This window comes from Flavobacterium qiangtangense (assembly GCF_042658345.1).
Classification (GTDB): domain Bacteria; phylum Bacteroidota; class Bacteroidia; order Flavobacteriales; family Flavobacteriaceae; genus Flavobacterium; species Flavobacterium qiangtangense.
Window position 1 is genome coordinate 64095 of record NZ_JBHSQB010000006.1, and the last position, 13266, is coordinate 77360.

The 13266-nt window shown below is 35.5% G+C and carries 10 protein-coding genes and 1 pseudogene; 3 read left to right on the forward strand and 8 right to left on the reverse strand.

Features of this window, described 5'->3' with window-relative positions; translation table 11 throughout:
* Nucleotides 1–11: 11 nt before the first annotated feature.
* From ACFPVY_RS07680 to ACFPVY_RS07695, 4 genes are all read right to left on the reverse strand, one after another.
* Nucleotides 12–3578 carry a response regulator gene (locus tag ACFPVY_RS07680; RefSeq protein WP_379791380.1) on the reverse strand — a complete coding sequence of 1189 codons (3567 nt, stop codon included), beginning with the start codon at nucleotides 3576–3578 and terminating at the stop codon, nucleotides 12–14.
* A 15-nt stretch (nucleotides 3579–3593) separates the two neighbouring features.
* The gene (locus ACFPVY_RS07685) at nucleotides 3594–4805 is read right to left on the reverse strand and encodes a hybrid sensor histidine kinase/response regulator (protein ID WP_379791381.1); all 1212 of its coding nucleotides are present in this window, start codon (nucleotides 4803–4805) and stop codon (nucleotides 3594–3596) included.
* Nucleotides 4806–5101: 296 nt separating this feature from the next.
* A complete protein-coding gene (locus tag ACFPVY_RS07690; protein ID WP_379791382.1) occupies nucleotides 5102–5533 on the reverse strand; it encodes a DUF2147 domain-containing protein in 432 nt (143 codons plus the stop codon).
* Entirely contained in the window at nucleotides 5533–6435 is a 903-nt protein-coding gene (locus tag ACFPVY_RS07695; RefSeq protein WP_379791383.1) for an outer membrane beta-barrel protein, read from the reverse strand. The genes ACFPVY_RS07690 and ACFPVY_RS07695 overlap by 1 nt, the downstream gene beginning before the upstream one ends.
* Nucleotides 6436–6687: 252 nt before the next feature.
* Here ACFPVY_RS07695 and ACFPVY_RS07700 point away from each other — a divergent pair, with 252 nt between their 5' ends.
* Complete coding sequence (locus ACFPVY_RS07700; protein ID WP_379791384.1) at nucleotides 6688–7071, forward strand: MFS transporter; 384 nt, start codon at nucleotides 6688–6690, stop codon at nucleotides 7069–7071.
* 1 nt (nucleotide 7072) lies between these two features.
* Here the strand turns inward: ACFPVY_RS07700 and ACFPVY_RS07705 are convergent, their stop codons facing one another.
* On the reverse strand, nucleotides 7073–7477 hold the full coding sequence (locus tag ACFPVY_RS07705) for a response regulator (RefSeq protein WP_379791385.1): 405 nt from the start codon (nucleotides 7475–7477) through the stop codon (nucleotides 7073–7075).
* A 166-nt stretch (nucleotides 7478–7643) separates the two neighbouring features.
* Here ACFPVY_RS07705 and ACFPVY_RS07710 point away from each other — a divergent pair, with 166 nt between their 5' ends.
* On the forward strand, nucleotides 7644–8036 hold the full coding sequence (locus tag ACFPVY_RS07710) for a hypothetical protein (RefSeq protein WP_379791386.1): 393 nt from the start codon (nucleotides 7644–7646) through the stop codon (nucleotides 8034–8036).
* An 83-nt stretch (nucleotides 8037–8119) separates the two neighbouring features.
* Nucleotides 8120–8974, forward strand: coding sequence for an EamA family transporter (locus ACFPVY_RS07715; protein WP_379791387.1), 855 nt, complete (start codon nucleotides 8120–8122; stop codon nucleotides 8972–8974).
* Nucleotides 8975–9100: 126 nt separating this feature from the next.
* On the opposite strand, the pseudogene ACFPVY_RS07725 reads toward ACFPVY_RS07715, so the two are convergent.
* The 3 genes and pseudogenes from ACFPVY_RS07725 to ACFPVY_RS07735 all read right to left on the reverse strand — a co-directional run bounded on the left by ACFPVY_RS07725 (nucleotide 9101) and on the right by ACFPVY_RS07735 (nucleotide 13259).
* Nucleotides 9101–11030 (reverse strand): annotated as a pseudogene (locus ACFPVY_RS07725) (OmpA family protein).
* A gap of 11 nt (nucleotides 11031–11041) precedes the next feature.
* Nucleotides 11042–11962, reverse strand: a complete 921-nt coding sequence (locus ACFPVY_RS07730; protein ID WP_379791390.1) for a PorP/SprF family type IX secretion system membrane protein — start codon at nucleotides 11960–11962, stop codon at nucleotides 11042–11044.
* Nucleotides 11963–11972: 10 nt separating this feature from the next.
* A complete protein-coding gene (locus tag ACFPVY_RS07735) occupies nucleotides 11973–13259 on the reverse strand; it encodes a gliding motility-associated C-terminal domain-containing protein (RefSeq protein WP_379791391.1) in 1287 nt (428 codons plus the stop codon).
* Between the last annotated feature and the right edge of the window lie 7 nt (nucleotides 13260–13266).

A 13266-nucleotide genomic window follows, 5' to 3' on the forward strand; every position in this document is an offset into this window, starting at 1 on the left:
TATATTGATGATTAAACTTTGTCATACAGCCAAACTCGCAATAGCGAAAGAAGCTGGTCAACGTCAACAGGTTTTGTAATATAATCAGAAGCTCCGGCGTTAATGCATTTTTCGCGATCGCCGGTCATGGCTTTTGCTGTCACGGCAATTACTGGAAGATTTTTCCAGTTTTTGTTTTCTCTAATTCGAGTCGCTGTTTCATATCCGTCCATATTTGGCATCATCATATCGAGCAAAACTACGTCAATTTCGGGATGTGTTTCTAAAACTTTTAGCGCTTCTTGCCCGTCAATAGCGGTAACAACGTTCATCTTTAAGACTTCCAAAGCTTTAGTCAATGAAAAAATATTTCTAACATCGTCATCAACAATCAAAACAGTTTTATCTTTTAAAACATTGCTCATTAAGTTTTGCTTCTTAAAACTGCTTTTTTCTGAGTTTTCTTTTTTATTTTCTTCTACCAAATGAAGGAAAAGCGAAACCTCATCTAACATTCTTTGATACGAATGAGCCGTTTTAATTACGATAGAATCTGCATATTTTTTGATTTTCAATTCCTCTTGCATCGAAAGACTTTTTCCTGTAAAAACAATTATCGGAAGATTTTCCAATCCTGGATTTTTCTTTACGCTTTCTAAGATTTCATACGCTTGTTTCGCCGGAATTCCCATATCAAGAATCACGCAATCCACTTCAGATTTTTTCAGCGCATCGACGCCATCGTCAACGTGGCTTCTGATTTCAGAATTGATATTATAGGTTTCTAAGAAATAAGCCAGCGCTTTTGCATGTTTTGGATTATCTTCTACGATCAAAACTTTTTGAGATTCGCGGTTGATAATATGCTCAATTCTTCTAAAAATTTCTGGCATCTGTTCAAAAGCAACCGGTTTGTCTAAGAAATTTATGGCACCTTTCAGCAAACTTTCCTGCTTCATTTTATGCGAAGACATCATGTGAACCGGAATGTGTTTTGTCTGAGAATTTGCTTTTAATTCTTCGATAACTTCCCAACCGCTTTTTATCGGAAGCTGAATATCTAACAAAACGCCGACCGGTTTGTACACCAAAGCCAGATTTAACGCCTGATCACCACGAACCGTAATGATTCCTTTGTAACCTCGCTGGCGCGTAAATTCTAAAAGTGACTTGGCAAAATTGGTATCGTCTTCCACAATCAAAATCGTGCGATCGCCATTTGAAATATTTTCTCGATCATCTGGAACATCTTCCGGAATCAAATTGCTGATGTATTTTTCTTCAAGAGGTTTTGCCTTGATAACCTCAACCGGCTTTTCAGAAAAAGGCTCATTAAATTCAGCATTTAACCCGATTGACGAGCCAATAATTGGAATTTTTAACGTAAATGTACTTCCTTCATCGGCCACACTTTGAAGCGTGATTTCTCCTTTAAGCAATTTTGCCAATTCTCGACTGATTGAAAGTCCGAGGCCAGTACCTCCATATTTTCGCTTTGTAGAACCGTCAGCTTGTTGAAAAGCTTCAAAAATATTGTATTGTTTTTCTCTCGGAATCCCAATTCCAGTGTCTTTTACGGCAAATAAAATCTGTTTTTCATCCGTCGGATCTTTTTCAAGCTGAAGTGTGACAGAACCTTTTGAAGTAAATTTGATGGCATTTGAAATCAAGTTTTTCAGAATTTGTTCCAAACGCATTTTATCGGTTTTGATAACAAACGGAGCATTTTCAGCCTCAATTATAAAATCGATATTTTTTTCTTTTGCGACTTCGCTAAATAAATCTTTAAGTCCGTCGGTGATTTCTTTTGTCGAAACATCGATAAGCTCCAGTTCCATTTTTCCAGCTTCGATTTTTGACAAATCAAGAATTTCGTCGATCAATCCGAGCAATCCATTTCCTGAACTTTGAATCACTTTTGCAAACTCAATTTGCTCGTGCGTCATGTTTTCATCGTTATTTTCAGAAAGCAATCTGCTTAAAAGCAAAATTGAATTTAACGGTGTACGCAGTTCATGTGACATATTTGCCAAGAACTCTGATTTATAACGAGTTGTAAGTTCTAAATCTTCTGATTTCTTTTGGATTTCAGTATTTTTTTCTTCCAATAAAACACTTCTTTCCGCTAATTCTTCATTGGTTTGTTGCAATTCTTCTTGTTGCACGCGCAATTCTTCTTCTGAAGCCTGAAGTTTTTCGGTTTGCGTTTCAAGCTCCGCATTCATTCCTTCAAGTTCACTATGTTGCGCTTTCAATTCTTCAGATTGCGACTGCGTTTCTTCTAATAATTCTTGGATTCGTTTTTTATTTTGGGCTGTTTTGATAGCAATTCCGATATTTTTTGAAGCCGCTTTTAAAAACTCAAAATCGCGTTCTGAATATTTTTTTACCGAAGCCAATTCTGCAACTCCTGAAACTTTTCCGTCAATTAAAGGAATCGCAACAATGCTTGACGGTTTTACTTCGCCCAAAGCATATGTGATTTTTATATCATCACTTTCCAACGACTTCATCTTCATCATTTTTTCGGAAGAAGCCGCTTGCCCAACTAATCCTTCACCAAATTTAAAAACCGCCCTTTCGTTCGAAGGAATGTAACTGAAACCTGCAGAAAAAAGCAATTCTCCGCCTTCAACAATATACAAAGCGGCAGCATTTGAATTTGTGTAAGTAGCAATAAATTCTACTACATCTTTGCTCAATTGTTCCAAAGTTTTTTCGCTAAGCATCACGTTATTGAGTTCCGCGATTCCCGTTTGAAGCCATTCTTTATCAGAAAGCGTTTTGAAAGACGTTTCGAGTGAAAGTGCCATATTGTTTAACGAAAAAGCAACGCTACCAAGCGCATCGCTTTGGCTATCGTCAACTCTCACTTCATAATTTCCTTGTGAAACCTGACCCGCAACATTGCTAATTACATTGATTCTTTCCTTCGTTTCAAGCTCGCTTCTTTCAAGATCTTGCTGTAATTTCAATCGCTGGCTGTAATCCCTAAGAATTCTTACGAAGAAAATACCACTGATCGAAAGCGCCAATAACGCGGCAATAATTATTAAAATGGAACTATAAAGTCCATAACTTTCTGAAGTTGAAATTCGTTCTTTCAGCAAAGCTTGTTCTTCCGCTTCCATCCTATTTAAAACTTGACGAATTTCGGCCATTATTTTTCTGCCACCTTCAAGATCATCGGCCAAAAAGATTTTTCCGTTCATCTTATCGGCAATAACTTGGTCTAGGTATTGAAAAAATTCTGCATTGAACTTTTGCAGTTCCTTTAAATTTTGCTGTTGTTTTTGATTATCACGACTTAATAGCTCAATTTGTTCAAAATGCGCGTCAACTCGATCTTCTGCATCGTCATATCTGTTTAAAAAATCTTTTTTTCCGGTAATCAAAAAACCACGCATGCTGGTTTGCGCCTCAATAATTACGCTATTTGATTGGTTTAAATTGTAAATAATTTCTTGCGTATGATTTACCCAGCGATTACTGCTGATCAAACTGCTGATGCTCAAATACGACGCTGTCGAACTGACGATCAAAATTAACATTGACAGTCCAGAACTAATAATGAGATTTCTTTTAAAGTTACCGTTCATAAGGTATTCGTTGGTTTATTTTTTTATGGGTAAGACGATTATAAAGCTAGAACCAATTCCGATTTGGCTTTCTGCAGTAATAAGTCCGTTGTGTTTTTCTATGATTTTTTTGGCGATCGCCAGGCCAATTCCGGTTCCTTCGTAAGCTGCGCGATCATTTAAACTTTGGAAAATGACAAAAATTTTGTCAAGGTATTTTTCGTCAAAACCAATTCCGTTATCTTTTACTTCGATTCTGCAGAAATTTCCATTTGAATTTGCTTTGCTTTCAAAATCTTTGGTTTCAATAATTTCTGAAGTAATTTCAATCACCGGAAGTTCATCGGTTTTAGAAAACTTCAAAGCATTTCCGATAAGGTTTTGAAAGACTTGGCGCAGTTGTGTGGGAACGCCAATGATTTCGGGGAAATTATTTGTTTTTATCGTTGCTTTCTTTTCGTCAATCAAATATTCTAGATCAGAAAGCACTTCTTGAACAATGTCTGAAAGGTTAATTTTTTCTGGAAGAACAGATGACGAAAGTCTTGAATAATCCATCAAATCATTGATTAATTTTGCCATTCGACCAGCAGAACCAATTGTTCTGTTTGCGTAATCAGTTGCTTTTTCTTCATCAATCAAGTATTTTTCTTTGATTATTTTCGTAAAGATTTCAATCTTTCTGAGCGGTTCTTTTAAATCGTGAGAAACAACCCAAGTGAATTGCTGCAACTCGTGATTGCTGAATTCTAATTCTTTATTTTTTTCTAAAAGTTCGCTCGTTCTTTCGGCTACTTTTCTTTCGAGATTTTCTTCTGCTTCTTTTCTAATTTCAATTTCCTTAGAAAGAATATCTCGAATGTTTTTTAATTCTTGCTTTTGCTCAAATAATTTTAGGAACGTTTTTACCTTTAAAATAAGAAGGTCAGAATCAACCGGTTTTGTGATGTAATCAACGCCTCCAGATTCATATCCTTTTGAAATAAATTTTTTCTGTTTGTTAACCGCTGATAAAAATATTACTGGAATATCTTTTGTTCGATTGCTTCCTGCCAAGGTTTCGACTACTTCAAAGCCGTCCATTCCCGGCATTTGAACATCCATAATTATCAAAGAATAATTTGTCTTGAGGATTTTTTTTAATGCTTCTTCGCCAGATTCAGCAGAATCGACAGATAGCGAGTGTAGTTCCAATATTTTTTTCAAAGGAAGAATATTTTCCTTTTTATCGTCAACAATCAGTATCATATTTTAAAGCATATTTCTTTATGGAATGCAAATCCGTGATAATTTATTATGTCTAAAAACAGTAATAATAAATGGAAAGCTGGGGAATTTTGGTAGTTATAAAAACTTACAATTGCCAATTTCCAAAAGTAGGAATTATAAACGCGTCCGATTTATACAATTCCCACATTTGTTGCACAATTCCCACATTAAACAATTAATTTACAATAACAACTTCATTATCAGGATATATCAAATAAAAAAAGCCTTGAAACAAATAATTTGTGTTCCAAGGCTTTTTAATATTTTATTTGAAATTACTTCAGACGTTCCCAATATTGAGTTCTTCCAAGCAATGAAAACCCGACGTAACCTCGGACTTTTAACTTGTCTTTGCTCTCCAGGGCGACGATACATTTATAAACTTTTCCAGAATTTGGGTCCAAAATTGTGCCACCTTCCCAGCTCGAACCTTTTTTCTTCAAACCTTCAAGAATTACCATTCCTTTAATCGGCTTTCCTTTTTTGGCTCCTTCGCACTCATCACAAAGTTTTCCTTCTTTTGATTTGTCAAAAATTTCAACAACTTTGCCATAAATCTTGCCGTCATTTTCATAAATTTCCACCACCGATTTCTGTTTTCCGGTTTCGTCATCGATGGTTTTCCATTTACCAATTACTGTTTGTGCATGACTTGAAATTAATCCGAAAATCATAAACAGTACACTATATAAAAGTTGCTTTTTCATTATTTCCCGAAGCTATAACGAACACCTATGTTGAAACCAATACCACTTGCGTTGACATATTGCGTCGGAATTTTTCTTGGTTCATTTGCATTTGGAGCTCCTTCTGTATATTCATCTTCAAATTGAAAATGTGTTTCATTTGTAGGCAAATCAGCAAGTTGTTGTCCAGGAACAAGAACATTTCCGCTTGGCGTGTAAGCTGTTGTTTCATATTCCTTGATTTCAGCCGATTTACTTTTGATACTCAAATTTTTAAATTCGACTTCTCCAAAAACGTGTAATTTTGGGCCGATTGGATATGTTACACCCAATGCTCCCGCAAATCCAACGCTGAATCTCGACTCAACTTCAGTTCTCGCTCTAACACCAACGTCCACGCCTTCGCCTCCGCCATTTGGCGCATAAGCTTGACTATCGATATGCAATTTTCCTGCTGCTGGAATCAATAGCCCAATTCTGGCATAAGGATTTAATTTGCTAAAAGCAGGTGTTAAATAAATGGCCGGCATAATATCTAGACCTTCCAAATAGGCTTTTGCTTCTGACTGCATCAACGGACTATTTAATTTTCCTATGGTTTTTTCGTCACCAGAGAAATAATTAAAACCAAGTTCTGCTCCAATATAAGGATTGAACATGTAACCAAAAGTCACATTTCCTTTAAAACCGCTTCCAAGTGTTCCGTTTAAAGATTTTACTCTTGCACTTCCATCAGGATTTACGGTAATGTCAGTCGATTGCTGGATCATTGTCAATCCATTTGGGTCGGCATTGTTGAATTCTGTTCCGCCAGATTCTAAAGAATATCCTCCGCCACCACGAATATAAAATTCTTGGGCGCTCAAATTTGTACTGGCCGCCAAAGCCATTACCGTACATAAAATTAGGCTTACTTTTTTCATTGTAATTTTGTTTGAATTAATATTGTTTGTTTTTGCCTCTAGAAATGGTATTTAAGGCCTTACTTAAAGGTAAGAAATTTCAAATAGAAAACGTTTTCGCTTTTAGGAAACCTTAACAAACACTAGTCGATTTTAACTATTAGTCAGAATGTATTTTTTCGGAATACAATATTTACATCGGATTTATTTTTTGATGAAATAGAATTTTAAGACAAAATATTTGATTAAATTAGTAGTCAAATCCCCAAAGAAATGGATAGTACCACTCAAATTTTTTGGCTTTTTACATTAGCAATTCCAGTCGCTTGCATTGCATGGACGGTTACTCACGAAGAAGTTTTTCGAGAACCAAGAGAAATTTGCATTAAAAGAAGCCAATATGGAAAAACAATTTTAAAGCGTAAGTTTTTTTATTTATTTACCTGCGAATATTGCTTTAGTCATTATGTGACGCTTTTTTTTATCTTTTTAACTGAATTCAAATTACTTCTAGAAGATTGGCGAGGTTATCTCATAGCAGGATTTGCACTTGTTTTTGTGGCAAATGCATACATGAGTCTCTTTGCATTATTGAGACAATCTATAAAAAAGGAGAAAACTGAAATTGAAGTTTTAGAAAAAAAAGTAGAAAAATAATTTATTTCAAGGCTTTTCTTTCGATCATTTCACGAAGCATTTGTGTCAATTCGGCGAACTCTGTAGGTTTTATAAAAAATTCAAAAGTACCCATCGTCATCATGATTTCTTTTTCGCGATCGCTGATGTGTGCGGTGTAAATTACCGCTTGAATAGAATCAAACTTTGGATTATCCCTCACCATTCTCACCAGTTCTTGCCCAGTAATTTTGGGCATTTTCATATCCACGAAAACAATATCCGGAAGATTTTCCGCAGTTTCAATATAAGAAACAAAATCTGGAGCGCTTGAGAAAAACTTGAAGTCACACTCAATTCCTAAGAAATCTAGCGCAATTCGAAAAAAATCTTCTTCGTCTGGATCATCATCGACAAGTGCAAGAAAAAGTTTTTTATTTTGATTCATCGGTAGTGTTTAAGGTAAAGTAAAGATATGTAATTATTTCTTAAAAAAAGAACATTCGTTTTTACCAGCATTTTTCGACATTTTTTTATTCTATAAACTTTAAGCGATTATTTTTGTTACTTAGCATTTAGATTTCTGACCAAAATTCAACCAAGAAATAATTAATATGGATCTTCTAAAAGCTAAAATTCTTGACGAGTCAGAACGTTTGTTTTCTAACGCATTGATAGCTATTGACTTTAATACGCTCCAATCATTATCACATCCAAATGCTACTTTTACTACTGAATCTGCAGAAACCTTTGAAGGAATAATTAACCTTCATGAAAATTACACGGCAATTATAAAACTCGTTTCTATTGAGCAACTCGAAAGAAAAGTTCAATTTCACGGAAATATTGCGGTTGTTAATTCTATTGAACGAAGAGTCGGCCTTCTCAACTTCATTAATATTGAAAGTCAATATTCGATTACACGAATCTGGAAATGCCTTCCTAAAAAATGTATCGTTTTAAGCGGTTGCATAGTTAACCAAAGAAGCAACTTAATTCAGCGTTAGCCGATTTAAATATTTTGAGGTCATTTTTGTATTCAACACTTAATCGCTTTATTGACTAAATTTGTCGTTAATTATTTTCCCAAATGAAATTTAAGCTTTCAAATATACCCGCGCTTCCGGCAGTTTTATTGGCGATCATTAGTGTTCAATCTGGCGCGGCAATTGCCAAAAGTCTCTTCCCAACAATTGGAGCACCCGCAACAGCATCTTTAAGAATCGGAATCTCCGCTATCATATTATTCCTTGTAAACCGACCTAATTTTAAAAAAATCACCAATTCTCAATGGCGGTTGGTAATTCCTTATGGAATTTGTCTGGGTGCTATGAATTTGGTTTTTTATTTTTCAATCGAAAGAATTCCCATTGGTTTAGCGGTAACTTTAGAATTCATCGGTCCATTGTTACTGGCCGTAATTGGATCAAAACGAATTCTTGACTTTTTGTGGGTTGCCCTCGCTACTTTTGGAATAGTCTTAATTGCACCTTGGACTGGCGAAAGCGTTGACTTTTTAGGATTATCTTTAGCGCTACTTGCCGGAGCTTTTTGGGCAGCATATATTGTTTTGGGAGGAAAAGTCTCAAAAGTAATGGATGGAAACAAAGCGGTTTCGGTCGGGATGATTGTTGCGTCAATTTTAGTAGTACCGTTTGGAATATTCAGCGAAGGAATTTTAAATCTTACACCGAGTTTATTCGGATTCGGAATTGCTCTCGCTTTACTTTCCAGCGCCATTCCTTTTACTTTAGAAATGAACGCATTGCGAGTGATTCCCGCAAAAACTTTTAGCATTCTTATGAGTCTTGAGCCAGCAATGGCAGCTGTCTGCGCCTTTTTATTTCTGCAAGAATATCTCGTCTTCAATGAAATCGTAGCCATTGTTTTGGTAATCACAGCTTCCGTTGGAGCTACTTTAACCGTCAAGAAACAAACTACTTGAAATAAGAAATGGGATCAACGTTTTGTTGATCCCATCCTTGGAGTTATTTATTCCCTAACCTAACTCCTACGAAGTTGCCATAATCTACCACCAACTATTCCAGACAAGCGTCTGGTCGGCAACTTCTTATTTTACATTCAAAATAATAAATTCGCTTCTTCTGTTTTTTTGATGCTCTTCTTCAGAACACTGCACTCCGTCAGCGCATTTGTTAAGCAATTTTGTTTCGCCATAACCTTTTGCCGTTAATCTGTTTCGTTCAATTCCTTGAGAAATCATATATTCCATAGTAGATTTTGCACGATTTTCGGATAGTTTTGCATTGTATGCGTGACTTGCACGACTGTCTGTATGAGATCGAATATCTACTTTCATGGCTGGATATTGTTTCATCACGTCAATTATTTTTTCGATATCAATTGCAGCATCTGCTCTGATATTGTATTTATCTAAATCAAATAAAATTTCTTTGATGTCAAAAGCTTTTGCAATATCTCCATCTTTTCCAATTGTCTTAATTTTAGATTCTAAGTCAAAATCAAGCTGGGTTTCTCCTGAATTTTCAGGAATTTCTATTGCTTTTTCTAAAGTATTGTATTCCATTTTTTCTGCTCTGATTCTGTATTTTTTTCCACATTCTGCTTCAATATTCGCCAGAGGCATCTGCAATTATTTCTTTAAGCAATTTAAAGTCATTAGAAAATACTGTAACTTTTGCATTTGAAAGTGGCTTATCTGTTTCTGAATCTCTAATTATTCCTGCCAAAAGCTGTTCACATTCAAGTTTTTTATTCTCTTTGAACTTATAAATATCATCAAAACCATTTCCGCCAGATCTGTTTGAAGAGAAAAATCCAACTTGTGTTTTTGTATCAATCATAAATGCAAAATCATCTTGATTTCCGTTAACTGGCTCGCCTACATTTTTTGCCTCACCAAAGTTCGTTCCATCAATTTTTGACTTAAAAATATCAAGTCCGCCTAAACCTGGATGACCATCTGAAGAAAAATACAATTCGTTTTCATCAGAAATAAACGGAAAAGTTTCCTTTCCTTCCGTATTGATTTTATTTCCAAGATTTTCTGGCTTTCCAAAAGTTCCATCGTTATTAATGGAAACTTTATAAATGTCAGATTGGCCAATTGTTCCTGGCATATTCGACGCAAAATACAGCATTTTATCATCTGTGCTCAATGTTGGATGTGCAACGCTGTACTCGTTACTATTAAATGGAAGCTCAATTATATCTTTCCATTTTTTATTTTCAAGTGTTGCTCGGTAAATTTTCAACAACGTAGTTCTGTCAGCATCTTTTTGTCTTTTTCCGTTGATAAAATTATTTCTGGTAAAATAAACCGTTTTGCCATCTTTTGTAAAAGCTGGAGTTGCTTCGTGAAATTTGCTTTCAATTTCTGAAGAAAATTCTTCTGGAGTAGAAAGCGTTCCGTCATTATTTACTTGAGATGCGTATAATTTTGTAAATGATTGATTGTTCCATCTATCAATTTTTTTGGAAACTCCGCTTGGTCTTGACGAAGCAAAAATTAATTTTCCATCATGAAAAGCACTACCATAATCTTGTTCTTCTGAATTGATTCCAGCATTTTCAATTGAATATCTTCCTGAATTATTTTTAATTTCTTGCAGATAATTTCTGTTTTCCTTATATAGGCTTGCTCTTTTATCTGCAACATTCTTAGACGTAAATTGCGCTAACATCTGATCCGCTTTTGGATAATCTCCCGCAGATTTTAATGTTTGAGAATATCTATAATAATATTCTGGCTCTAATTCTTGCCCTAAAGCAAACAATTCTGAATACCACTTATTTGCCTTTTCAAATTCGGAATTAAAATAATAAGCGTTCCCCAATTTCTGAAAAAGGTCAACTGATTTATGTCCTTTTTCTGCAATATTTTCGTAAGTTTTAATGGCATCGATATAGGCATATCTATCATAAAGCTTGTCGGCTTTAGAAAGTTTTTGGTCTTGCGCATGACTAGCAAAATTTAGAAAAAATGAAATTGCTATAATTGAGAGTATTTTTATCTTCATAATATATCTTTTTAGAAAAATCGAGGCGAAATAATTCTGTCATAATTTTTGAACAATTCAAAACGAAGGAAAATTTCGTGCGAGCCAGAATTGTAGTTAGCCAATTTTGTGGTTTCTGCGTCATATGCGTATCCCACAAACAAGCCATCAGTGATTTGAAAACCCACCATTCCGCTCACTGCGGCGCTCCATCGGTATGCAGCACCAACTGTAAATTTTTCGTTGATTAAAAAATTAGCAGAAACGTCAACTTGCAATGGCGCACCTTGCACCATTTTAGCCAGCGCAGAAGGTTTGAATTTCAAATTTGGATTTAATTCAAAAACGTGGCCTGCGATTAAATAATAATGCATCCTTTCTTTTGCAGTTGAATAATTTCCGTCGTCTTCATAATGTTTTGTTTCCAAGAAATTTGGGACTGAGAGCCCTACATACGTATTTTCTGAATGGAAATAAACACCAGCACCAATGTTTGGTGAAAATTTATTATCAATATTATTTTGGAATAAAGGATCGTTTGGATTGTAAATATTAAGTTTTGTATAATCCACATTAAGAAGATTTGCGGTTGCTTTTAATCCAAAAGAAAGCTTGTAATTTTCTGAAGCTTGCACAGTGTATGCAAAATCTACCGAAATACTATTTTCATCAGCCGGACCAATTCTATCGTTGATAAAAGACAATCCTAAACCAACATTGGTGTCGTTTATTGGTGAATGCACGGCAAATGAATTTGTTGTTGGCGCGCCGTCAAGCCCCACCCATTGCGTTCTGTGAAGGCCAAATGCGCTTAACATTCCGCGTTGTCCCGCATAAGCTGGATTGATATTGACGGTATTGTACATATATTGTGTGTATTGCGAATCTTGCTGGGCAAAAGAAGCAATTCCTAGAGACAATGCCAAAATGATAAATGTAATTTTTGATTTCATTGATTTAATTTTAGTTGTCATTGATGTATAAAAATCCTGCTTTTTCGATGTTTCTTGATGAGCCTGCGTTGGTCATTTCATAAGTCAGAACATAATAGTAAGTTCCGGTTGGAAGCATTTCGTCTGGACTTATTGTGGTTCTTCCGTGAGAATATCCGTTAAAAACATTTCCATCAGAGTCATAACTTGTGGTTTCAAAAACTTTTACGCCCCATCTGTTGTAGATTGACACTTTGTTATTTGGATAATTTCTGATTCCGTCAATTAAGAAATAGTCGTTAAGACCGTCTCCGTTTGGCGTGATTCCGTTGTAAATGACAAGATTTCCGGCAGGTTCCACTCTTTGTTTTACTCTAGCTAAAGTAAAAACTCCAAAACCAGATGTTGTAAGAAAGGAAGTTACCGTTCCTGTTCCAATTCCGTTGGCACCAATTTCCACGATTCCGCCTTCATCTACCCAAAGATTTTGGGTTTCGTCCCAGCGCGCGATGGTGACCATTTCGTTATCAAGATTTGCAGGATTTAGATCGCCCCAAATAAAATTGGGGGTCGTTGTTTGATCCCAAGACAAGGTCAGCATAACTTCTGTTTCCCCAGTGGTTCTGTCAATTGTCCAATATTCTGTATCGTCAATTATAGAAATATTTCCTATTCTACTTTGATGCGGATAGAGTAAATTTGAATTTTTTAGGAAATACTTTCCGGTAAATTTATCGGCTAAAGCATTTGGTGAAGTTGGCTGAATTCTCGCAAATCTGTAGAAACCGCCATCGCCAATTGGGTATTGAAATTCTGTGTTTCCATTTTTTTGCACATAGCCGTCAACGTGGCTTTCATTATCAGTGTTTGCGTGAGAAGCATCATTTTGGTACACCATTAATCCGCCGAAATCGTCATTATCAACAATTCCGTTGAAAAAATCAGAAGTTCCTGCCACACGAATTTCTCCAAATAATTGAAAGGCCGGTTGCGTACTTGGATTATTAAAAATAACATCATAAAAATTACTGGGAACCGTTCCTTCTATTTTTTGCGGAATTGCTCCTTGAAAACGCGTGTAGCCTGATGTTAACCCTGGCGTAAATGAAACTAGCCCGTCATTGTTAAAGTGAGAGTATAAATAGAACTCGCCATCGTTAACAAAAGTTCCCGTTTCTGTATTATCAAACGGAAATAATGTTGACACGACAGTGTTTGGCAATATGGTTACCTCGCCCATGTTTGTTGTTTGTGCCAACATCTCTTGCCCTAAAATCAGGAAGAAAGTTAAAGTAAACGCATGATTAATTATTTTCATAATTCTA

Coding starts and splice junctions, on each gene's coding strand:
- ACFPVY_RS07695 (WP_379791383.1), bottom strand. CDS start 6,435: ATGAAAAAAGTAAGCCTAATTTTATGTACGGTAATGGCTTTGGCGGCC.
- ACFPVY_RS07715 (WP_379791387.1), top strand. CDS start 8,120: ATGAAATTTAAGCTTTCAAATATACCCGCGCTTCCGGCAGTTTTATTG.
- ACFPVY_RS07735 (WP_379791391.1), bottom strand. CDS start 13,259: ATGAAAATAATTAATCATGCGTTTACTTTAACTTTCTTCCTGATTTTA.
- ACFPVY_RS07685 (WP_379791381.1), bottom strand. CDS start 4,805: ATGATACTGATTGTTGACGATAAAAAGGAAAATATTCTTCCTTTGAAA.
- ACFPVY_RS07710 (WP_379791386.1), top strand. CDS start 7,644: ATGGATCTTCTAAAAGCTAAAATTCTTGACGAGTCAGAACGTTTGTTT.
- ACFPVY_RS07680 (WP_379791380.1), bottom strand. CDS start 3,578: ATGAACGGTAACTTTAAAAGAAATCTCATTATTAGTTCTGGACTGTCA.
- ACFPVY_RS07730 (WP_379791390.1), bottom strand. CDS start 11,962: ATGAAATCAAAAATTACATTTATCATTTTGGCATTGTCTCTAGGAATT.
- ACFPVY_RS07705 (WP_379791385.1), bottom strand. CDS start 7,477: ATGAATCAAAATAAAAAACTTTTTCTTGCACTTGTCGATGATGATCCA.
- ACFPVY_RS07690 (WP_379791382.1), bottom strand. CDS start 5,533: ATGAAAAAGCAACTTTTATATAGTGTACTGTTTATGATTTTCGGATTA.
- ACFPVY_RS07700 (WP_379791384.1), top strand. CDS start 6,688: ATGGATAGTACCACTCAAATTTTTTGGCTTTTTACATTAGCAATTCCA.